21 protein-coding genes and 1 pseudogene are annotated in these 20287 nt (G+C 55.4%); 12 read left to right on the top strand and 10 right to left on the bottom strand.

Annotation, left to right across the window (positions count from 1 at the left end; translation table 11 throughout):
* Nucleotides 1-64: 64 nt before the first annotated feature.
* The gene (gene trpA / locus AA098_RS27265) at nt 65-874 is read right to left on the bottom strand and encodes a tryptophan synthase subunit alpha (protein ID WP_047603773.1); all 810 of its coding nucleotides are present in this window, start codon (nt 872-874) and stop codon (nt 65-67) included.
* Nucleotides 871-2088 (bottom strand): tryptophan synthase subunit beta, encoded by a 1218-nt coding sequence (gene trpB / locus AA098_RS27260; RefSeq protein ID WP_004575268.1) that lies wholly within the window; start codon nt 2086-2088, stop codon nt 871-873. Before trpB ends, trpA begins: the two co-directional genes overlap by 4 nt.
* Before the next feature lie 110 nt (nt 2089-2198).
* Here trpB and AA098_RS27255 point away from each other — a divergent pair, with 110 nt between their 5' ends.
* Nucleotides 2199-3095 carry a LysR family transcriptional regulator gene (locus tag AA098_RS27255; RefSeq protein WP_011953132.1) on the top strand — a complete coding sequence of 299 codons (897 nt, stop codon included), beginning with the start codon at nt 2199-2201 and terminating at the stop codon, nt 3093-3095.
* Here the strand turns inward: AA098_RS27255 and AA098_RS27250 are convergent.
* Nucleotides 3092-3415: a YqjD family protein gene (locus AA098_RS27250; protein WP_004575266.1), complete on the bottom strand. Its 324-nt coding sequence runs from the start codon at nt 3413-3415 to the stop codon at nt 3092-3094. The two genes, AA098_RS27255 and AA098_RS27250, sit on opposite strands and share 4 nt — an antisense overlap.
* A gap of 150 nt (nt 3416-3565) precedes the next feature.
* Here AA098_RS27250 and AA098_RS27245 point away from each other — a divergent pair, with 150 nt between their 5' ends.
* A complete protein-coding gene (locus tag AA098_RS27245) occupies nt 3566-3781 on the top strand; it encodes a dodecin (protein WP_003253076.1) in 216 nt (71 codons plus the stop codon).
* A gap of 100 nt (nt 3782-3881) precedes the next feature.
* Nucleotides 3882-4103 (top strand): DUF1161 domain-containing protein, encoded by a 222-nt coding sequence (locus tag AA098_RS27240; RefSeq protein WP_003253075.1) that lies wholly within the window; start codon nt 3882-3884, stop codon nt 4101-4103.
* Nucleotides 4104-4175: 72 nt separating this feature from the next.
* On the opposite strand, the gene AA098_RS27235 is transcribed toward AA098_RS27240, so the two are convergent.
* The gene (locus AA098_RS27235; RefSeq protein WP_003253072.1) at nt 4176-5180 is read right to left on the bottom strand and encodes an LLM class flavin-dependent oxidoreductase; all 1005 of its coding nucleotides are present in this window, start codon (nt 5178-5180) and stop codon (nt 4176-4178) included.
* 152 nt (nt 5181-5332) lie between these two features.
* Between AA098_RS27235 and AA098_RS27230 the strand changes: the two genes are divergently transcribed.
* Entirely contained in the window at nt 5333-5758 is a 426-nt protein-coding gene (locus tag AA098_RS27230; protein WP_003253070.1) for an OsmC family protein, read from the top strand.
* Nucleotides 5759-5833: 75 nt separating this feature from the next.
* Nucleotides 5834-6067, top strand: a complete 234-nt coding sequence (locus AA098_RS27225; RefSeq protein WP_003253067.1) for a DUF1161 domain-containing protein — start codon at nt 5834-5836, stop codon at nt 6065-6067.
* Nucleotides 6068-6102: 35 nt separating this feature from the next.
* On the opposite strand, the gene AA098_RS27220 is transcribed toward AA098_RS27225, so the two are convergent.
* Both AA098_RS27220 and AA098_RS27215 read right to left on the bottom strand, forming a co-directional pair.
* Entirely contained in the window at nt 6103-6516 is a 414-nt protein-coding gene (locus AA098_RS27220) for a hypothetical protein (protein ID WP_003253065.1), read from the bottom strand.
* A gap of 55 nt (nt 6517-6571) precedes the next feature.
* A complete protein-coding gene (locus AA098_RS27215) occupies nt 6572-6985 on the bottom strand; it encodes a hypothetical protein (RefSeq protein ID WP_003253063.1) in 414 nt (137 codons plus the stop codon).
* Between the two features lie 85 nt (nt 6986-7070).
* On the opposite strand from AA098_RS27215, the gene AA098_RS27210 reads away from it, so the two are divergent.
* A complete protein-coding gene (locus AA098_RS27210) occupies nt 7071-8144 on the top strand; it encodes an aminopeptidase (protein WP_064615141.1) in 1074 nt (357 codons plus the stop codon).
* 104 nt (nt 8145-8248) lie between these two features.
* On the opposite strand, the gene AA098_RS27205 is transcribed toward AA098_RS27210, so the two are convergent.
* Nucleotides 8249-8899 carry an HAD family hydrolase gene (locus tag AA098_RS27205; RefSeq protein WP_003253059.1) on the bottom strand — a complete coding sequence of 217 codons (651 nt, stop codon included), beginning with the start codon at nt 8897-8899 and terminating at the stop codon, nt 8249-8251.
* Between the two features lie 59 nt (nt 8900-8958).
* Entirely contained in the window at nt 8959-9507 is a 549-nt protein-coding gene (locus AA098_RS27200) for a gamma carbonic anhydrase family protein (RefSeq protein ID WP_003253057.1), read from the bottom strand.
* A gap of 102 nt (nt 9508-9609) precedes the next feature.
* Here AA098_RS27200 and prlC point away from each other — a divergent pair, with 102 nt between their 5' ends.
* The 6 genes and pseudogenes from prlC (at nt 9610) to AA098_RS29410 (ending at nt 15415) form a co-directional block, all read left to right on the top strand.
* The gene (gene prlC, locus AA098_RS27195; RefSeq protein WP_256545107.1) at nt 9610-11661 is read left to right on the top strand and encodes an oligopeptidase A; all 2052 of its coding nucleotides are present in this window, start codon (nt 9610-9612) and stop codon (nt 11659-11661) included.
* Entirely contained in the window at nt 11658-11939 is a 282-nt protein-coding gene (locus tag AA098_RS27190) for a YheV family putative zinc ribbon protein (RefSeq protein WP_003253053.1), read from the top strand. Before prlC ends, AA098_RS27190 begins: the two co-directional genes overlap by 4 nt.
* Before the next feature lie 124 nt (nt 11940-12063).
* The gene (locus AA098_RS27185) at nt 12064-14058 is read left to right on the top strand and encodes a M3 family metallopeptidase (RefSeq protein ID WP_064615139.1); all 1995 of its coding nucleotides are present in this window, start codon (nt 12064-12066) and stop codon (nt 14056-14058) included.
* Nucleotides 14059-14128: 70 nt separating this feature from the next.
* Nucleotides 14129-14356: pseudogene (locus AA098_RS29035) on the top strand (radical SAM protein); the annotation flags it as partial.
* Nucleotides 14357-14472: 116 nt separating this feature from the next.
* Nucleotides 14473-15153 (top strand): hypothetical protein, encoded by a 681-nt coding sequence (locus AA098_RS27180; RefSeq protein WP_064615138.1) that lies wholly within the window; start codon nt 14473-14475, stop codon nt 15151-15153.
* On the top strand, nt 15146-15415 hold the full coding sequence (locus AA098_RS29410; protein WP_156747535.1) for a hypothetical protein: 270 nt from the start codon (nt 15146-15148) through the stop codon (nt 15413-15415). Before AA098_RS27180 ends, AA098_RS29410 begins: the two co-directional genes overlap by 8 nt.
* A 1355-nt stretch (nt 15416-16770) precedes the next feature.
* Here AA098_RS29410 and AA098_RS27175 read toward each other — a convergent pair.
* Entirely contained in the window at nt 16771-18405 is a 1635-nt protein-coding gene (locus AA098_RS27175; RefSeq protein WP_064615137.1) for a hypothetical protein, read from the bottom strand.
* A gap of 244 nt (nt 18406-18649) precedes the next feature.
* Nucleotides 18650-20272, bottom strand: coding sequence for a recombinase family protein (locus tag AA098_RS27170; protein ID WP_064615136.1), 1623 nt, complete (start codon nt 20270-20272; stop codon nt 18650-18652).
* Nucleotides 20273-20287: the final 15 nt, after the last annotated feature.

The raw sequence follows: 20287 nt of genomic DNA, 5'->3' as shown, positions 1-20287 counted from the left end.
GCAGAGCCAGAGGGTGGCGCTGGCCCCGTAGGAGCGGGTTTACCCGCGAAGCAGACGACGCGGTTTAGCGGCGTGCGCCACGTACCCCTTCAGCCAATGCCGAGCACAGGCTCAATACATCGGTCACCGCCTGATCGGCGCTTTGGGCTTGGGCGATCTTGTCGACCAGTGCCGAACCCACCACCACGCCATCGGCCAGGCGGGCAATGTTCGCAGCCTGTTCCGGCGTGCGAATGCCGAAGCCAACGCTGATCGGCAGATCGGTATGCCGGCGCAGGCGGGCAATGGCTTCGGTCACATGCTCGGTGGTCGCCGAACCTGCACCGGTTACACCAGCCACCGACACGTAGTAGACGAACCCGGAGCTGCGCTCCAGCACGCGCGGCAGGCGCGCGTCGTCGGTGGTCGGGGTGGTCAGGCGGATGAAGTCGATGCCTGCAGCCTGGGCCGGGGTAGCCAGTTCGGCGTCGTGCTCTGGCGGAAGGTCGACGATGATCAGGCCATCGACGCCCGCGGCCTTGGCTTCAGCCACGAACGTGTCCACGCCAAAGCGGTGGATAGGGTTGTAGTAACCCATCAGCACGATCGGCGTGGTCTGGTTATCCACACGGAATTCGCGAACCATCTGCAGGGTCTTGGCCAAGGTCTGGCCAGCTTCAAGGGCGCGCAGGGTGGCCAACTGAATGGCCACGCCATCGGCCATCGGGTCGGTGAACGGCATGCCCAGCTCGATCACGTCGGCGCCAGCAGCCGGCAGGCCCTTGAGGATCTGCAACGAGGCGTCGTAGCCCGGGTCGCCAGCTGTGACGAAGGTGACCAGTGCCGAGCGGCCTTCGGCCTTCAGCTCGGCGAAGCGTTGTTCAAGACGGCTCATGCGTGTTTCTCCTGGGCGGCCATGTGGTTCATGACGGTTTGCATGTCTTTGTCGCCGCGGCCCGACAGGCACACGACCATCAGGTGGTCCTTGGGCAGCTTCGGTGCGCGCTTGATCGCTTCGGCCAAGGCGTGGGAGCTTTCCAGGGCTGGAATGATGCCTTCCAGACGGCAGGTTGCGTGGAACGCATCCAATGCTTCGTCATCGGTGATGCTGACGTACTCGACGCGCTTCACCTCATGCAGATAGGCGTGCTCCGGGCCGATGCCCGGGTAGTCCAGGCCTGCGGAAATCGAGTGGGCATCGGTGATCTGGCCGTCTTGGTCCTGCAGCAGGTAGGTGCGGTTGCCGTGCAATACGCCCGGTACGCCGCCGTTCAGGCTGGCGGCATGCTTGTCGGTGTGTACGCCGTGGCCACCGGCTTCAACGCCGATGATCTGCACGCTCGGCTCTTCGAGGAATTCATGGAACAGGCCCATGGCATTGGAACCGCCGCCGACGCAGGCAACCAGGCTGTCTGGCAGACGGCCTTCCTTCTCTTGCAACTGGGCACGGGTCTCTTTGCCGATGATTGACTGGAAATCGCGGACCATGGCGGGGTACGGGTGTGGGCCAGCCACGGTGCCGATCAGGTAGAAGGTGTCTTCGACGTTGGTAACCCAGTCACGCAGGGCTTCGTTCATGGCGTCTTTCAGGGTGCCGGTGCCGGCGGTAACCGGCACGATCTCGGCGCCCAGCAGCTTCATGCGGAACACGTTCGCCTGCTGGCGCTCGATGTCGGTGGCGCCCATGTAGATCACGCAAGGCAGGCCGAAGCGCGCGGCGACTGTGGCGGTGGCTACACCGTGCATGCCGGCGCCGGTTTCGGCGATCAGGCGCTTTTTGCCCATGCGCTTGGCCAGCAGCACTTGGCCGATGCAGTTGTTCACCTTGTGCGCGCCGGTATGGTTGAGCTCTTCACGCTTGAAGAAAATCTTCGCCCCGCCGCAATGCTCGGTCAGGCGCTCGGCGAAGTACAGCGGGTTGGGGCGGCCGATGTAGTCGCGCTGAAAATAAGCCAGCTCTTCAAGGAACTTGGGGTCTGCCTTGGCCGCTTCGTATTCGCGGGCCAGGTCCAGCACCAGTGGCATCAGGGTTTCGGCCACGTAGCGGCCGCCGAACGAGCCGAACAGGCCATTGGCGTCGGGGCCGGGGCGGTATTGGGACTGGGTCATGGGGCGCTCCAAGGCGTAGTGAATGAGTGATGGGCTTTACTCTAACCACGGCAAGCTCGGCTGAAAACCGATAAGATTGCGTAAACTTGTCAGAAAAACTCACAGGTAAAATGGCCCACGACCTCCCTCCCCTCAATGCCCTGCGCGCCTTCGAGGCTGCAGCCAGGCTCAACAGCGTCAGCCAGGCGGCGGAAGCGCTGCACGTCACCCACGGCGCTGTCAGCCGGCAGATCAAGGTGCTTGAGGAGCATCTGGGCGTAGCCCTGTTCGTCAAGGACGGGCGTGGCATCAAACTCACAGATGCCGGTGTGCGTCTGCGCGATGCCAGCGGTGAGGCCTTCGACCGGCTGCGCAGCGTGTGCTCCGAGCTCAGCCGTGATGTGAGCGAGGCGCCATTCGTGCTGGGCTGCTCGGGCAGCCTGCTGGCGCGGTGGTTTATCCCGCGGCTGGGGCGGTTGCAGGCGGATTTGCCTGAGCTGCGCTTGCACCTGTCGGCGGGTGAGGGCGACCTTGACCCGCGGCGGCCTGGGCTGGATGCGTTGCTGGTGTATGCCGAGCCACCGTGGCCGGCGGACATGCAGGTGCACGTGCTGGCCGAAGAATGCATCGGGCCGGTGCTCAGCCCACATTTCGCAGGTTTCCAGCGCTTGCAGGGGGCGCCCGCCAAGGCATTGTTGGGCGAAGCCTTGCTGCACACCACTTCACGCCCGCAAGCGTGGCCTACCTGGGCGGTGCAACAGGGCCTGGACCCGACGGCCATTCACTATGGTCAGGCTTTCGAGCACCTGTATTACCTGCTGGAGGCTGCCGTGGCCGGATTGGGCGTGGCGATTGCACCGCAGCCACTGGTCGCCGATGACCTGCGGGCGGGCCGTTTGAGTGCGCCTTGGGGCTTCTCACCTACCCAGGCGGCGCTGGCATTGTGGGTGCCACGGCGCGCCGCAGACGGGCGCGCCGAGCAGTTGGCGCAGTGGTTACGGGCGGAACTTGCGCGGCAGAGCGCTTAGTTTCGCTTGCATATCAGGTAGGCCGCCAGCAGGCCCAGCGCACCAATGGCCACACCGGCGGTGGTGTATGGGTGTTCCTGGGCGTAGTCCCGGGTGGCTTTGCCGGTCTGGCGGGTGCGCTGCTTCACTTCCTCGTACGCATCGCTGAGTAGGCTGCGCGAATGACGCAGTGCGCTTTCAGCGTTGCTGCGGATTGCCTTCACCGACTTCTGGGACTCTTCCGACGCATCATGCTTGAGGTGTTCCAAGCTTTTCAGAAGGCTCTCGATCTCCGCTTCCATGCTTTCCAGGGATGTTTTACGCAGCGAGTTGCGGTGCATGTTGACTCTCCTTTGCAGTATGGGCTGTAAGGATTGCGACCCTTGGGCTGCGTGAAAGTGCGATCGAACTTTCGCTGACAGTGACTGCTCGCAGGTAAACCAGGCCTGCGCTGCTAGGCTGAATCTCACTGTCAACCATGGAGAGCACTCATGACCGATCATCACACCTACAAGAAAATCGAACTGGTCGGGTCTTCGCCCACCAGTATCGAAGAGGCGATCAACAATGCTTTGGCCGAAGCCGGTAAAAGCATCAAGCACCTGGAATGGTTCGAAGTGGTCGATACCCGCGGCCATATCCGCGACAACAAAGCGGCGCATTTCCAGGTCACGCTGAAGGTCGGCTTCCGTATCGCCAATAGCTGAAACAACGTTGGGTTGTATGATCCCGGCGTGATGAGGTATTCAGAAAAGGGGCGCCTTGGTGGGGCCCCTTCTGATTTCATCTGCACAAGGAACGCGAGTGATGAACAAACTGATTCTGGCGCTGGGCCTGATGACCCTGGCCGGTGGTGCGCTGGCAGCGGGCAAACCGTGCGAGGAACTGAAGGCGGAAATTGCGGCCAAGCTGGATGCCAAGGGCGTCACTGGCTACAAGCTGGAGATCGTCAAGAAAGGCGACCCGGCGGGCAAGGTCATTGGTAGCTGTGAGGCCGGGACCAAGGAGATTGTTTACCGCCGCGGCTAATGCGTTTGCCCTTTCGCGGACTTGCCCGCTTCCACAGTCAACCTATGGGAGCGGGCGAGCCCGTGTCGAGGGTCACTCGGCCTTGAGGGCCTGCGCCATCAGCTCATATGACCGAATGCGGTCCGCATGCTCATACAGGTCACAGGTAAAGATCAGCTCATCCGCACCCGTCTGTTCCAGCAGCACTTCTACCTTGGCCTTTACCTTCTGCGGGCTGCCGATCATGGCCAGCCCCAGGAAGCTGGCCACCGTCTCCCGTTCATGGGGCAACCACAGCCCATCCATGCTTTCCACGGGTGGCTTCTGCATCAGGCTCTGTCCGCGAATCAGCGCCAGGATGCGCTGGTAAACCGAGGTGGCCAGGTATTCGGCCTTCTCGTCGGTCTGCGCCACCACCATGGGGATGCCCAGCATCACATACGGCTTATCCAGCGTGGTCGAGGGCCTGAAGTGGTTGCGGTACACGCGAATGGCCTCGTGCATGTAGCGTGGCGCGAAATGCGAGGCGAAGGCGTAGGGCATGCCGCGCATACCCGCCAGCTGGGCACTGAACAGGCTGGATCCCAGCAACCACATCGGCACGTCGGTGTCGTGCCCCGGCACGGCGATCACTTTTTGATCATCAGTGCGTGGCCCGAGGTAGCGCGAAAGCTCCTCGACATCGTCCGGGAAGTCATCTGGGCCGCCAGCGCGGTCGCGTCGCAGGGCATAGGCCGTCATCTGGTCCGAACCCGGCGCACGGCCCAGACCAAGGTCGATACGCCCCGGATACAGGCTGGCCAAGGTGCCGAACTGCTCGGCGATCACCAGTGGCGCATGGTTGGGCAGCATCACCCCGCCAGAGCCCACGCGAATACGTGAGGTGCCACCGGCCAGGTAGCCGATCAGCACCGACGTCGCCGAACTGGCGATGCCGTCCATGTTGTGGTGCTCAGCCACCCAGAAGCGGTTATAGCCAAAGCGCTCGACATGCTGCGCCAGGTCCAGCGAGTTGCGCAGCGATTGCGCGGGGCCGGCGTCGGCGCGCACGGGCACCAGGTCCAGGGTGGAAATCTTCAGGTCACGCAGCTGCGTCATGGGGCCTCCGCAAGAATGATTGGCCAGAGGCCTTTTTGATTCTGTATGGGCGCATTCGTTGGATTCAATGCCTGCAATCTAATTGCGCTGAACTTGCAGCAGGCGGCAGGCCTCTGAACCGTAGGTAAGCAACCCAGTGACCAGGAGGCATCATGAAAAAGACAGCATCGGCGATCTGGCAAGGTGGCCTGAAGGATGGAAAAGGTCTGCTTTCTACCGAAAGCGGCGCACTCAAGCAGAACCCTTATGGCTTCAACACACGTTTCGAGGGCACGCCCGGTACCAACCCGGAGGAACTGATCGGCGCGGCCCATGCCGGTTGTTTCTCGATGGCACTATCCATGATGCTCGGCGAGGCGGGGCTGACTGCGGAGCGGATCGACACGGCTGCAGAGGTGACGCTCGACAAGCAAGCTGACGGTTTTGCCATTACCGCTGTGCACTTGGTGCTCAGGGCCAAGGTACCGGGGGCCAGCGAGGCTCAATTCCTGGAGATTGCCAACAAGGCGAAGGAAGGCTGCCCGGTGTCCAAGGTTTTGAATGCGAAGATCAGCCTGGATGCGGCGTTGGTGGGGTGAAACGGTGCAACGGTGGTGGTTTGCTGTAGTCTAAAGAACGTCGGCAGCGCCACTGCCCTTTCCAGGAGCCGTTCCATGATTCGCGTAGCTATCGCTGTGTTGGCTTCCCTTGTCGCCACGTCTGCGCTGGCGGCCGTCAAGCCTTGCGAGGAGCTGAAAACCGAGATCGAGGCCAAGATCCAGGCCCAAGGGGTTTCGTCCTATACGCTGGAGATCGTGCCCAACAGCGAGGTCAAGGACCAGAACATGGTCGTCGGGACCTGCGATGGCGGGACGAAGAAGATCATTTATCAAAAGAATGATCGATAAGCACCAAGGCCCGGGGTTGCTAGGCAGCCCCACATTCACGGTATGCAGAACACTTCGCTAGGCTCGTTCACCACCACCTTGCGGTCGGCGTCATACAGCAGCACCTGCGGCTCCATTACCGGCGCCCGCGCTTCCAGGCGATAGCGTTCGCCGGCCTTGAAGTTGTCAAAGCGTACGGTCAGGTAGCAGGTTCGGTCCCTGGGCTCGGACATGATGCCGCCCGAGTAGATTTCATAATCGAAGCGCACCACCAGTTCGTGCTTGCCCGGCGTCACCTGAAAATATCGGCCATCGTCCAGACGCTTGCCGTCGAGGCGGTCGGCCATGATCACCCGGCCGGGGGTCATGGTGTACAGATCGACCCAGGCCTGCTTGGGGTCGACGGGCGGCAAGGGGCTGGCGCAAGCCCCCAGTGCACTGAGGGCGATCAGCATCATGGGCTGGCGCATGGCAAAACTCCCACTTGCGATTTACAAGTAACAAGCATAGCGCCGTTTGTGCGGTTCAGGTGCGCTGACAACCCGCCGGCAGCCCTTGACCCAGCAGTTTTTGCTGGTGGTCGTAGAGTTTGATCCAAGGGCGGAAGCCAATGCTGCCGGCTTGCAGCTGATAACGCTGCCCGGCGCTGAAGTCCTTGAAGGTCAGCTTGACCTGGCAATCGCGCCACAATGGCTCCTCGACGGGGCCGATATTGCTGGGGTTAACTGGAAACTGATAGCGCACGGTCAGTTCGTGGCTGCCGGGTTGAACCTCGAAATAGCGGCTGTCAGCCCAGTCACGCTCATCTACCTGCACGGCGTCCAGCGACGTATTGTCGTAACGGGTGAGGTCGATCCAGGCCTGGTTCGGGTCTGGGTCTGGCAAGGTTGAACAGGCAGAGATCAACAACAGTGAGCCGGCGACCAACAATGCACGCATGGCGAAACTCCCCCTTGGCGAGATAGTCTTGGAGCGAAATGGTGTTGAGCGAGTCAGACAGTCCCGGATGCTTCGACTTTTTCTTATGCAGCGCTCAGGCCTTGGGGCACTCGACCGCATTTTCACCCGTTTGGTTCCGCTGCTTGCGGCGCTCCTGCTGAACGGTTGCAGCAATGCCGCCTACTACGGGCAGCTGGCGCAGGGCCAGTGGCAGTTGCTGCGGGCGCGGCAGCCTGTAGCGCAGGTATTGGCCGACCCTGCTACCCCCGCACCCTTGCGCGCGCACCTGCAACAGGCCGAACAGGCGCGGCTGTTTGCCAGCCAGCAATTGAAACTGCCAGACAACCGCAGCTACCGGGTATACGCCGACCTTGGACGCCCCTACGTGGTGTGGAATGTGTTCGCCACGCCCGAGTTGTCGTTGCAACCGGTAACGCACTGCTTTCCGATTGCCGGGTGCGTGGCGTACCGCGGCTACTACCAGCAAGGCGCGGCGCGAGGCGCGGCGGCGTTGATGCGTCAGGATGGCCTGGATGTGTACGTGGGCGGCGTGGAAGCTTATTCGACCCTGGGTTGGTTCGATGACCCGATTTTGTCGTCGATGGTGGGCTGGGGCGATGAGCGCCTGGCTACGTTGATCTTTCATGAATTGGCCCACCAGCGCTTCTATGTGCAGGACGATACCGAGTTCAATGAGTCGTTTGCCTCGTTCGTCGAGCAGGAAGGCACGCGGCAATGGCGTGCGGCGCGTGGGCTGGCGGCGGTTGGCGGGGATCAGGGAAAGCAGCGCGACCAGTTTATCCGCCTGGTGTTGGCCAGCCGTGAGCGATTGCAGGCGATTTATGCGGGGCCGTTGGATGATGCACACAAGCGCCGGGCCAAGCAGGCCGAGTTTGAGCGTTTGAGGCGTGAATACCGGCAGGTGCGTGATGGCCAGTGGGGCGGTGACAAGCGCTATGACGCCTGGATGTATGGGCCGATGAATAATGCCAAGTTGTTGCCGTTCGGGCTATATGACCAGTGGGTGCCGGCGTTTGCGGCGCTGTTTCGTGAGGTGGGTGGGGATTGGGTTCGGTTTTACGCGCGGGTCGAGCATTTGGGGCGGTTGCCGATTGAAGCAAGGAAAGCGGCGTTGCAGGGTCTGATGGTTAGCCTTTGAGATTTTGGGGCCGCTTTGCGGCCCATCGCGCCACAAGGCCCACAAAGGCCCTGCGGACGCCGATCGATGTGGGAGGACCGGCTGCAAAGCAGCCCTGCTGGCCCTCAAGCCTTGCTAAAAGCCTGATGCAAATCGGCTACCGTGGCGAAGTGGAAAGCGGGTTCTTCTGCCATCAGCTCTTCCTGGCTGCCAAACCCGTACCCCACCGCGACGGCCTGCAGCCCGTTGCTGCGCGCGCCGATCAGGTCATGCTTGCGGTCTCCGATCATCAGGGTGTGCGCCGGGTCCAGACCTTCTTCATCCAGCAAATGGCGAATCAGCTCGACCTTGTTGGTGCGCGTGCCGTCCAGCTCACTGCCGTAGATCACCTTGAAGTGATGATCGAAAGCAAAGTGCCGAGCGATTTCGCGGGCGAACTCCCACGGTTTGGAGGTGGCAATGTACAGCGTGCGGCCCTGCCCGTTCAGGGCCTCAAGCAACTCCGGCACACCTTCGAACACGAGGTTTTCGTAAAGACCGGTCACGCGGAAGCGCTCGCGGTAGAAGTTCACCGCATCCCAGGCCTTGGCTTCGTCGAAGCTGTAGAACTGCATGAAAGCCTGCAGCAGGGGTGGGCCGATGAAGTGTTCGAGGCGGGCCAGGTCCGGTTCGTCGATGCCCAGCTTGGCCAGGGCGTACTGGATCGAGCGAGTGATGCCCAGGCGTGGGTCGGTCAGGGTGCCGTCGAGGTCGAAGAGGATGTTTTGCTGATGCATGTACAGGGTTCCACTTGAGTGCTGCGTGGCCTTCTTCGCGGGCGTGCCCGTGAATGCGGTCATTCAGATTGATCGTAGCCTTCGGCCAGGTGCTGGTCCTTGAGCTTCACGTAGTTGCCGGCGCTGTAGGAGAAAAATGCGCGCTCCTTGTCGTTCAGCAGCCGGGCCTGTTTTACCGGGCTGCCCATGTACAGGTAGCCACTGACCAGGCGTTTGCCCGGCGGCACCAGGCTGCCGGCGCCAATGATCACTTCGTCCTCGACGATGGCACCATCCATGATGGTGCTGCCCATACCCACCAGGATACGGTTGCCCAGGGTGCAGCCATGCAGCATCACCTTGTGCCCGATGGTCACTTCGTCGCCGATGATCAGCGGGAAACCGTCCGGGTTGAAAGGCCCGGCGTGGGTAATGTGCAGCACGCTGCCGTCCTGCACGCTGGTGCGCGCGCCAATGCGGATGCGGTGCATGTCGCCGCGCACCACGGTCAACGGCCAGACCGAACTGTCTTCACCGATCTCCACGTCGCCCAGCACCACCGCCGAACGGTCGACGAAGGCCCTGGGCCCAACTTTCGGAGTGTGTTGCTGGAAGCTGCGAATGGCCATGATAGCGTCTCTCATCTGTGCCGATAGGCAGGCTGCCTGCTGCGGTCGGCGTCGATTGTAATTAAGATGGGGCAGTGTTTCTTCTGCCAAGGTATCCAAACCGTGACTGCGAACAACCCGCTTCTGCAATCCCACGATCTGCCGCCCTTCTCGCAAATTCGTGCCGAACACGTGTTGCCGGCGATCGAAGCGATCCTGGCCGACAACCGTAAAGCCATTGCCGAGATCCTCGAAAAGCAGGGCAAGAACCCTACATGGGCCGGCCTGGTGCTGGCCATGGACGAACTGAACGACCGCCTGGGCGCCGCCTGGAGCCCGGTCAGCCACCTCAATGCGGTGTGCAACAGCGCCGAGCTGCGCGAGGCTTACGAGTCTTGCCTGCCAGCCCTGAGCGCCTACTCTACCGAACTGGGCCAGAACCGCGCGCTATTCGAAGCCTATCAGGCGCTGATCAATAGCCCTGAGGCTGCCGGCTTCGACGTGGCGCAAAAGACTATCCTCGAGCACGCCCTGCGTGACTTCCGCCTGTCGGGTATCGACCTGCCGGCGGACAAGCAGCAGCGTTACGCCGAAGTGCAGAGCAAGCTCAGCGAGCTGGGCAGCCGTTTCTCCAATCAGCTGCTCGACGCCACCCAGGCATGGACCAAGCATGTTACCGACGAAGCTGCGCTGGCCGGCCTGACCGATTCGGCCAAGGCGCAGATGGCCGCTGCAGCCCAGGCCAAGGGCCTGGACGGCTGGCTGATCACCCTCGAGTTCCCCAGCTACTATGCGGTGATGACCTACGCCAGCGACCGCGCCCTGCGCGAAGAGCTATACGCCGCCTACTGCACCCGCGCCTCCGACCAGGGCCCGAAGGCCGGCCAGTTCGACAATGGCCCGGTGATGCGCGAAATCCTCGACCTGCGCCAGGAGCTGGCCGAACTGCTGGGCTACAAGAACTACGCCGAGCTGAGCCTGGCCACCAAGATGGCCGAGTCCAGCGACCAGGTGCTGAGCTTCCTGCGTGACTTGGCCAAGCGTTCCAAGCCGTTCGCCGCCCAGGACCTGCAACAGCTCAAGGCCTACGCTGCCGAACAAGGCTGCCCCGAGCTGGCCAGCTGGGATGCCGGCTACTTTGGCGAGAAGCTGCGCGAGCAGCGCTACAGTGTGTCGCAGGAAGCCCTGCGCGCCTACTTCCCGATCGACAAGGTGCTGGGCGGCCTGTTCAGCATCGTGCAGCGCCTGTACGGCATCGAAATCGCCGAGCTCAAGGGCTTCGACAGCTGGCACCCGGACGTACGCCTGTTCGAGATCAAGGAAAATGGTCAGCACGTTGGCCGTTTCTTCTTCGACCTGTACGCCCGCGCCAACAAGCGTGGCGGCGCCTGGATGGACGGCGCCCGTGACCGTCGCCGCACTGCCGGCGGCCAGCTGCAGAGCCCGGTGGCCAACCTGGTGTGCAACTTCACCCCGGCCGCGCCCGGCAAGCCCGCCTTGCTGACCCATGATGAAGTCACCACCCTGTTCCACGAATTCGGTCACGGCCTGCACCACATGCTGACCCGCATCGAGCATGCCGGCGTGTCCGGCATCAACGGCGTGGCCTGGGATGCGGTCGAGCTGCCAAGCCAGTTCATGGAAAACTGGTGCTGGGAGCCGGAAGGCCTGGCACTGATTTCTGGTCACTACGAAACCGGCGCCGCCCTGCCCCAGGACCTGCTGGACAAGATGCTGGCCGCGAAAAACTTCCAGTCGGGCATGATGATGGTGCGCCAGCTGGAGTTCTCGCTGTTCGATTTCGAGCTGCACGCCAGCCATGGCGACGGCCGCAGCGTATTGCAGGTGCTCGAAGGTGTGCGTGACGAGGTGTCGGTCATGCGCCCGCCGGCTTACAACCGCTTCCCCAACAGCTTTGCGCACATTTTCGCGGGCGGTTACGCGGCGGGCTACTACAGCTACAAGTGGGCCGAAGTGCTGTCGGCTGACGCCTTCTCGCGCTTCGAGGAAGAAGGCGTGCTGAACGCCGAGACCGGCCGCGCCTTCCGCGAGGCGATCCTGGCCCGTGGTGGTTCGCGCGAGCCGATGGAGCTGTTCGTCGACTTCCGTGGCCGTGAGCCTTCCATCGATGCATTGCTGCGCCACAGTGGTCTCACCGAGGACGCTGCAGCATGAGTGAGGTAGCTGTGAACAAGACCAAGAAGCGCTTCATTGCCGGTGCCGTGTGCCCGGCGTGCAGCGAGCCCGACAAGCTGATGATGTGGAACGACGACGGCGTACCGCACCGCGAGTGCGTGGCTTGCGGCTTTACCGACACCCTCAACGAGCAGGGCTTGTCGGTGCCGAAGGAACTCGGCACCCGGGTCAACCACCTGGCGCCGAAAGCGGCGCCGGCCAAGGTGCAGACCGTGCAGTTCTTCCCAAATCCGAAGCTGAAAAAGCCGGCTGAGTGATCCTGTCGTGCCGCCCGGGTGCAATGCCCGGGCAGGCATGGACAGGTGTTAGATCGTCAGGCCACCTGGCGCACGCGGGCCATGCAAGCTCTCTTGCTCATATCTATCAGCAAGGTGATGCACCATGGCCAACCCTCTTCTGCAAGATAGCCATATCCCCGTCGATTACTCTTCCATCACCCTCGAAAACATGCAGGCGGCGTTCGCTGCCGTGCTGTTGGCGCACGAGCAAGGTGTCGAACGCATCATCCTGGACCAGCGGGCCATGCCCACCTGGGATGACATGGTGCTGGCGTTGGATGGGCTGGATAGCCGGCTGCTGGCAGTGTTGTATGCCGCCTCACCACTGGTCGGCCGGGATACGGCGTGGGCCAACGCCATCATTGATTTCTACGGGAAAGTGACGGCGCGCTTCGAGCAAAAATTCGCCAACACGGTTTTGCATGATCTGTATGCACGCTTGGCCGGCAGTGACATCGGCAAGCAACTGGATGTCGGGAAGCGTGCCACTTTGCGTTGGCACCTGGACAAGTTCGCCGCTAGCGGGGCGTTACTCGACACCGCAGGCAAAGCGCATCTGGCAGACCTTCAAACGCAGATTGGCACTGCACGCGAGGCGTTCCGCAGCAACATCGACCGGCCTGGGTTGAACATCACCGATGAAGCGGAGCTGAGCGGCATCCCGCAGCGGGTACGTGACGAATTGGCTGCAAGCGCACAGCAAGCAGGTAAGCAGGGGTGGTTGATTGCGTGTGACACGGTGACTACGCGTGAGGTGCTCAAACATGCTGCCAACCGCCAGCTCCGTGAGCGTGTGTACCGGGCTTTTCACGCCCGTGGCGTCAGCCATGATCGGCAACAGGACAACCGCATGTATCTGCAGCAACAGGCGCAATTGCTTGAGGAGAAGGCCCTCCTGCTCGGTTATTCCGGCCATCTGGAGCAGAGCCTGCAGGTGAAGAGTGCGGGTTCGGTAGCCCAGGTGCGCGGCTTTCTCCACGATCTGGCCGATCATGTGCGACCTGCCATGTTGCGGTGGCGTTCGCAGGTGGAGTGTTGGGCTGCCGAGCAGGGCCTGGGCAAACCCCAACCCTGGGATTTCGAGTACCTGCGGTGTGCTTCGCGCAGCGAGTTTCCTGCCGAAGCGCTGCGCGATTATTTCCCGCTGAATACCGTTGTCAGTGCGTTGCAGCAATTGGCGCAGACGTTGTTTGGTGCAGTGCTGCAGCCCAAAGCGCTGCCTGTCTGGGATGACAGCGTGCAGCCGTTCGAGGTGTGGCAGGACAGCGCTTTCATTGGCTTTCTGTATCTGGATGCCGTGCAACACGCAGGCAAGCAGCCAGACGCGGTGTTCACCACCTATGTAAGGAATCGCCGGGTCGATGCAGAGGGTATCTGCCAGGCAGCCTCGGTGGTGGTGTTCAGTGATGTGCCGCAAGCGCTGTCAGGTTCGCAGCCGTTGCTCGATCATTTGTCACTGCGCAAGCTGTTCCATGAATTCGGCCATGCCCTGCACCACCTGCTGGTACGTACGACGAACCACGTCATGTCCAATGTGACCGAGCTGGGCACCGATGGTGTGGAGTTGTTCGGCAAGCTGTTCGAACGTTGGGTCTGGGACGCGGACTACCTGGTGGCGATCTCGGCGCGCACGCACGACGGCCACCAACTATCCCGCGAGCAAGCCGATGAGTGCCTGCGGCAGCTACGGCAGCAGGGCGTGGAGGAGATCGCGGGTGATCTGTGCCTGGCGCTGTTCGACATGGACCTGCATGGCACACCAAACGATGGCAGGACCTTTGAACAGCGACTGGGTGATGCCCGCGCGCGTTGCGGTTACTGGCCACTCGCTGACTTTGAACATCCGGCGCATGCCTTCGACCACCTTGTGAACGGCTACGATGCGGGTTACTACGCCTATCTGTGGTCGGATGTGCATGCCTTCGATGTGTTCACCCGCTTCGAAGCCGAGGGCCTGTTGAACGGAGCCACGGGGCGGGCACTGCAGGAAGCACTGTTCGCCCCAGGGGCATCGCGCCCATTGCGTGAAGGCATCGAGGCGTTTCTCGGGCGGCAATCGAGCCAGGCAGCGTATCTCAGCTGGCATGGCCTGAAGTAGTCAGACCAGAGGTGCTGGAAAGATCCCGGCATGCGCGATACTGTATATGAATACAGTATTCAGGTGAGCCATGATTCCTCCAGCACCGCAAAAGGGCCGTGGCACGGCGCACAATCCACACAACCGCTTTGCCCCTGGTCATTCGGTGGCGGAAGATGATGGCTGGTACCAGGAAGTGCCGCAAACCCAGGGTACCGAGGTGCGGATCGAGACAGCCAAGTCGGTGATCAGCCGCAACACTTCACCCGACCTCCCTTTCGATCGCTCCATCAACCCCTACCGTGGCTGCGAACATGGCTGGCTATGCTCTGCGATAGGTTCCTGTGCAATCATAGTGACAGCTTTGTTGGGTTCCGGTGAGAATGTCGCTCTCTGGGGGAATCCCACCTTGCCAATTTGAGGAAGGAATGCGATATGTTAAGGATTAAAATATCGACGCTTATAGGTGCTATTTTTATTTCTGTTTCTTCTGTATTACATGCGGCTGAACTTGTATTCAATGATATCCAAGAAGATAACGCTCTTTGTCCGTATATGGGTAAGAATTTGTGTTATGCAATAACTATGGATGGCCCAATTCAGGTATCAGATACTGAGAAAGTTTTGGGCTTAATTGAGAAGATGGGTAAAGTCAATGGGCTGACTTCTCGACTCGGTTATGTATATCTGAATTCTCAAGGTGGTGATGTTCATGAAGCAATTAAACTGGGACGTTTACTGAGAGAAAACAAGGTTCAGACATTAGTTGGGGCAAATGACAGGTGCTATTCTGCCTGTGTTCTTGTTTTGGCTGGTGGTGTGGCTCGCCTCCCAACTGGTGAGATTGGTATCCACTCTTTTTACTCATTAGCGTCTACCAAGAAGGGTTTCAATTACGAGGTAGAAGAGCAAAAGTATAAAGGTGTAGCGAAAGAAATTGAGCAATATCTTAGAGATATGAGAGTATCTGTTAGGTTGCTTGATGAAATGATGAATACGCCGTCCGCCACTATGCGGGTTCTTAGCTTAGATGAGCAGCAATCAACCTCTCTTTTTGGAGTGGACCCAATATTTCATCAGTATCTGGTTGCAAATGGATATATGAAAAATGAATGAAGATTTTTCTATTGAAGATTGGATTGAATGCACCATAAAACGAGAGCTTGCAGGTTACTTGGTAAGTGTCGATGCAAGCGGACAGGATGTAAAAGTTGTTTTATGCAACGCAGAAGGAAAACAATACACGCCTAGGATGGTCTTTGAAAAAAAGAAAATCAAGACACAACAAGACTTGATTGCGAAGATCAGAACAATCAAAATACATGCTTCTATTACTCAAGATTTTAATGCACCCCAATCATGGGAAAATGGCGAATAATAGACATAGATGATCGGGGCGGCCGAAGGTGCGGGGACTTGCTACCCGTGCCTTTGGCTGCCGAGTTGTTGCGGCGATAACAATTGATAGAGCAAGAGCTATGGCGTGCAGTAGCTCGCCTATTCTGGCTGTCGCTCCGCTATGTATGAAGCAAGTGGCGTGGATGGCCTTAGTGGGCCATATACTCGAAAATGGTCATAAACTCAAAACATACCTTTTTGAGAATTTTTCATAAGCTCTCATACGTATTATCATTCAACGCTATTTTCAACAAAAAACCAAAATATTTTTTATGGTTTTATATCATTTTTTTGATTATTCGATTTTTTGCACCATCAGATTATGGCTTAAATACGGCATAAATCGTTGTCAATAGTAAAGTGTAAATATATTTACGGTCGGACCTTGTTTTGATTTATGGTTGAACCCTAATGTGCAAATTGACAAATTTCACTTAATTGCCTTTTGCAACTAACTCGCTAAAAAAATATCGAAAAATCCAAAAAATCGCTCTCAGTTTAATTTCGATTCAAAAGGTGTGGGTATGGTCACGTTAAAAAATGAAAATTTTCAAACCCTGCTTCTTCGTTCGAAAAAATGAAAACCATAAATATGGCTCACAGAAATAGGCCTTTTAAGCGTTTTTTAGTTTCATTGGTGATTTACTATCACTAGAACAAGAAACACCAGCAAATGACCGAATTTTGAAGTGAGGGAGGAAAATGGGCAGGATCAGTGTAAGTAGGGGGTAATGTGATTGAGTGTAGGGAACGGGTGGGTGTGTTAGATGTATGTATGTCATACGTGTGTATGTGTATACGTGCCTACATGCGTGTCTTGAAAACCCTAAGGGGTTTTCGCTTTTATCTTTTCCAGCCTTGCCCTTCGCTTTTATTCTTACCAGAATAAAGCTCGGGCAAAGCTGGTCTTCCTGACTTTATCATTTAAAATCAGTTCCGCTTACCTGAACTTTTTAGCTCGGGGTCTAAATATGTAATACTCATTTTAGACTTTGAACACTTAATGGTTGTATTAGCACCACACCGGAACCCTGTTCAACATATATTTCTATATGGCTGGCGGGTTGAGAAATTTCCAGTATCCCCGTTTTACTTCTCTTCGCTTGAACAACGAAACAATCACTGTATTTCCTACATTGTTCAAGGCGTGAATACTGATTTTCTTATAGTTATGTGATTTTTAAGGCAGGAGAGACTTGAAGATATAAAATTATGTGATATAACTTTAATTACAAGTTGAAACTGCCTCACTCAGTATCAACGCCGAACCCTAAATGCTGAATACATTTGGGGTTCACCTTTTTATGTTGTATCACATAGTTAGATAAAGTCAAATTAAGGTCCGAAAACTCTTCTCTTAACTTTGGTGGCGGTAGATTTAATGGCATGCTTTGTGTCGTGAAGCACAAGGCTAGTTTTTTCTCCAAAAGTAAGGCGTGTAGATATTAAGTCATCCAGTTGTTCACGTTTAAAACGTTCAGCATTTGCTTCTAAAAAGTCGATCCTCTCCTTTCGTGTCATCTGCTTCAATGCGTCTAAATTCTTTTCTTTGTAAGCATTAAAGGCCATTCGTATGTCTCTTTGCTCGCTTTGTCGAAAAGCAATGACATCAATAGCTAAATCAACATCTTGGATTGCTTTATATTTGTCTTGGCTGCTCTTGATTGCCACTTCAAGTTTTTGATAGTTTCTCAAAGTTTTTTTGTATCTATCATCAAGGTTTTTTAGCTCTTTGACGCCCTTCTCAATTTCCCTATTCTGTTTGTTGAGTGTTGTAGTGTTTGTCCTAACCTCGGTCTTAAGATTTTCATTTTCTTCTTTGAGTAATTTGTTATCTGCTCTGCTTTGCTCAAGAATGGGTTTTATTTCTTGTATGTGGTTTTCAGCGTCAGCAATCGCTGACTTAGTTTGTGACAATAAATTAAAGCCCCTCATTATCTTGGCCTTATGTGCGTCCTTTGCTATTGCTTCAAGTTTTTCTTTATGCTCCTTTGTTTTTTCATGTATAGACGCTTCTATGTTGTAACCGAACTCTTTCAGCCTTTTGTTAACATATCCATAGACAAGACGCTGGTAGGTTTCGCCTATCTTTTGTGATGCTTTGAATGAGTTGTTTTCAATTGCTGGCTCCCCCTTGGTTTTTAGATATCTATTAACTAAATCAAGCTGGGCTTGCACCAAGTCATATTTGCCAGTATTTGAGTTCTTTCCAGATATAAAAATGTGAGGGTGGACACCAATGTTCATTTGGCTCTCACTTAATACCTCGTCGCCATGAAATACGCAGGTTTTTATCTCGTAAGCAGGTAGGTACTTTTTGTGGAAATCGTGAATTATACGCAAGTAGTCAATGGGTTTGACTTCGTTGACATTGTTACGAGTTGGAAATTTGAAAAAGCATTCCTGCACCACTGTTTTGCTTTTATGCAATGAGTTATTGCCCGCTGCAATAACCTCGTTGTGTAGTTCTATGTAGGTTCCGATAGCCTTCTTTTTGTCGTTCGCACGCTTAACGCCAATCGCATCAACCTGATCCACTAGAGAAGGGGAAAGGGTGCTGTTCTGGGCTTCCAGAATGCTCGTCAGAAGAGTTTTGAGGGCTTCTGGCTCATCAGCTTTGGATAGCAGCTTTTTGAGCTTATAGGCGTATTTTGAGCGGTCGTCTTTAAGTTTCGATAGGTCTTCGTGTGTGTCCACATCACTCTGAACCGATGACATTATGTCATTGACAAGATTTTGTCTGTCTGCAAGCTGTAGACTGTCCAGTCTAATTATTTTGTTATTATGAATGATAAAATTTCGATGAGATAAGTCTTGATTGAATTCAAGTTCTTTTTTCATCACAGTGCGAAGGCTGTGATTAAGTGAACTTTTCAATTGAGATAGTCCAGCGGTCTTTTTTACTCTGCCCTGCTGGGCGGAGTAGTTCATCCTCTTCCATAGCATAGTAGTATTTTTTAGTTCATTCATTAAGTCCTCATAGGTTGTTATCTTTTGATTTATGCTTCTGCCCTTCCGGCAGGAACCCGTGAAATACTCGCAAGCGAAGCGTCTTTCCGCAGGAAAGTGTGAGGATTTCATCAACGGGTTGATAAAACTTCGTAGTTTTAGCTAATTACAAGTTACCATGTATTATAATGTTTTCAAGTTTAAGGTATGCACGCAGAAAATAGCCATCTATAACGGCGGCTAAATCTGGGTGTAAAAATTTTGCTTACTCCATTGGATTAATCCAGTCCTTATCATAATTGCCGATTTCAATGTTGTCGAAATTATCATAATCATGATTTTTCGGGTATTCTAATGCGGAACCATTTTCGTCCACAAAACGAAGCATTTCATTGAAGAACTCGATTTCTAATGTAGTGTTTAGAAAGTCAATTCGAATATGTTTAATTATTTTCTTGAGTTCATTGTTATACTTTATTCTCTTCTCGACTGCTTCTTGTGTTCTGTCGTAAATAATTTTCGCCACATCATTTTCTTTTAGACCTTCGAAAGATTGCTCGGAAGCATATATTTTATTAAGTTCTTTTGTTTTCGTTTCTATCGCTGCTTCTAAATTGCTGCGTGTGCTTTCAAAATCCGTGACAATTTCATTGTAGGTAGATGGTATGGCTTCTCCTTGCAAAATCATACGCTTCAAATCTTCTTTGAAATCTGCAATGCGTGGAATCAATTTGTCTTTCTGTGACACAAGCTTTGATAGCTCGGTTTTGAGTTCGTCTGCCTTGGTGTTTTCTTCAAGAAGTGCTGAGATATTTAAGTTATTAGTGAAGGCAAAGAACATCTCAAAAAGCTTCTTGCCACGAATTGACTGCTGCCCAAAGTGACTATTTAAATCGCATTTGCCCGTCATTGAGTTGGTACAGATAAAATAGTCCCTTTCGCCTTTGTTCATGTATCTAATTGTGCCGCCGCACCATTTGCAATAGATTAGGTCACGAAAGACGTTATACCGTTGGTTTGAATACCTACCCGAGAAGGGCTTTCGAGACTTTATGACTTCTTGCACTTGATAGAAAAGCTTTTCATCGACTACAGCTGGATAATAATTTGGGATAGCATCGCCTTCATCTTTACGTTTGAGATTCCCATTCTCGTCATAATGTATTTTTTGTGGCGAGTGTTCACCAATCAATTTTCGGTTGGAAAGCAGATATTGAGTTTGATGTATGGCAAGTTTTTCATTGAAAAGCTCGTTATATTTCTTTGTGGCTTCTTGCAAGCCCGATGACAAAGAAATCTTGAAAAGCGTGTTGATACGCTCGACTTTTTCAGCGTCAATTACAAATGCGTTATTTTCGACTTTTAGCCATGTAGGCACTTTTTTGGTGACGATTTCGCCACTACGCATTTTCTCGCGGTTTCGATTCCAAGCGTCAATTGAAAAATCACTTTTTCGTTTACTTTCGGCGTTGGCCCTTCCGAACTCAACAAGAGCATTAACCCAATCACCTAAGTTTAGATTATCTCTCTCATAAACCTTGTTTGCGTCAAGAATGACAATTCTTATTCCCGCCATAAGAAGGTCGGAAAAAATTTGATTACTCCTGACAATTTTATCGCGTGATAGCCGGTCGAAGTTTTCAATAAGTAGATATGAACCTTTTTCGATCTCACCTAAACGAACCTGCTGCAAGAACTGACCTAACACACCTTCTGTGGCGTTTAGACCACGAAAGCCGGACGTTTTGGGGTCTTCAAGATGACGGTCTACTTCAAGGCCGTGCTTAGCGACGAAGGCGTCTATAAGCTCGTTTTGACGTGCTCGGGTGCTGCCGTCCTCCTGCCGGGTCGATGAAAAGCGGACGTAGGGGTAACATTTTTTGGTCATTTTTTAATCAACCCG

This window comes from Pseudomonas sp. JY-Q (genome assembly GCF_001655295.1).
GTDB classification, from domain to species: domain Bacteria; phylum Pseudomonadota; class Gammaproteobacteria; order Pseudomonadales; family Pseudomonadaceae; genus Aquipseudomonas; species Aquipseudomonas alloputida.
Note: the sequence above shows the minus strand (reverse complement) of the source record. Positions and strands in the feature narration are given on the sequence as shown.

Coding starts and splice junctions, on each gene's coding strand:
- AA098_RS27235 (WP_003253072.1), bottom strand. CDS start 5,180: ATGACGCAGCTGCGTGACCTGAAGATTTCCACCCTGGACCTGGTGCCC.
- AA098_RS27245 (WP_003253076.1), top strand. CDS start 3,566: ATGACCGATCATCACACCTACAAGAAAATCGAACTGGTCGGGTCTTCG.
- AA098_RS27230 (WP_003253070.1), top strand. CDS start 5,333: ATGAAAAAGACAGCATCGGCGATCTGGCAAGGTGGCCTGAAGGATGGA.
- AA098_RS27255 (WP_011953132.1), top strand. CDS start 2,199: ATGGCCCACGACCTCCCTCCCCTCAATGCCCTGCGCGCCTTCGAGGCT.
- AA098_RS27175 (WP_064615137.1), bottom strand. CDS start 18,405: ATGAATGAACTAAAAAATACTACTATGCTATGGAAGAGGATGAACTAC.
- AA098_RS27170 (WP_064615136.1), bottom strand. CDS start 20,272: ATGACCAAAAAATGTTACCCCTACGTCCGCTTTTCATCGACCCGGCAG.
- AA098_RS27220 (WP_003253065.1), bottom strand. CDS start 6,516: ATGCGCCAGCCCATGATGCTGATCGCCCTCAGTGCACTGGGGGCTTGC.
- AA098_RS27215 (WP_003253063.1), bottom strand. CDS start 6,985: ATGCGTGCATTGTTGGTCGCCGGCTCACTGTTGTTGATCTCTGCCTGT.
- trpA (WP_047603773.1), bottom strand. CDS start 874: ATGAGCCGTCTTGAACAACGCTTCGCCGAGCTGAAGGCCGAAGGCCGC.
- AA098_RS27225 (WP_003253067.1), top strand. CDS start 5,834: ATGATTCGCGTAGCTATCGCTGTGTTGGCTTCCCTTGTCGCCACGTCT.
- AA098_RS29410 (WP_156747535.1), top strand. CDS start 15,146: ATGAATGAAGATTTTTCTATTGAAGATTGGATTGAATGCACCATAAAA.
- AA098_RS27190 (WP_003253053.1), top strand. CDS start 11,658: ATGAGTGAGGTAGCTGTGAACAAGACCAAGAAGCGCTTCATTGCCGGT.
- AA098_RS27180 (WP_064615138.1), top strand. CDS start 14,473: ATGTTAAGGATTAAAATATCGACGCTTATAGGTGCTATTTTTATTTCT.
- trpB (WP_004575268.1), bottom strand. CDS start 2,088: ATGACCCAGTCCCAATACCGCCCCGGCCCCGACGCCAATGGCCTGTTC.
- AA098_RS27200 (WP_003253057.1), bottom strand. CDS start 9,507: ATGGCCATTCGCAGCTTCCAGCAACACACTCCGAAAGTTGGGCCCAGG.
- AA098_RS27210 (WP_064615141.1), top strand. CDS start 7,071: ATGCAGCGCTCAGGCCTTGGGGCACTCGACCGCATTTTCACCCGTTTG.
- AA098_RS27185 (WP_064615139.1), top strand. CDS start 12,064: ATGGCCAACCCTCTTCTGCAAGATAGCCATATCCCCGTCGATTACTCT.
- AA098_RS27250 (WP_004575266.1), bottom strand. CDS start 3,415: ATGCACCGCAACTCGCTGCGTAAAACATCCCTGGAAAGCATGGAAGCG.
- AA098_RS27240 (WP_003253075.1), top strand. CDS start 3,882: ATGAACAAACTGATTCTGGCGCTGGGCCTGATGACCCTGGCCGGTGGT.
- AA098_RS27205 (WP_003253059.1), bottom strand. CDS start 8,899: ATGCATCAGCAAAACATCCTCTTCGACCTCGACGGCACCCTGACCGAC.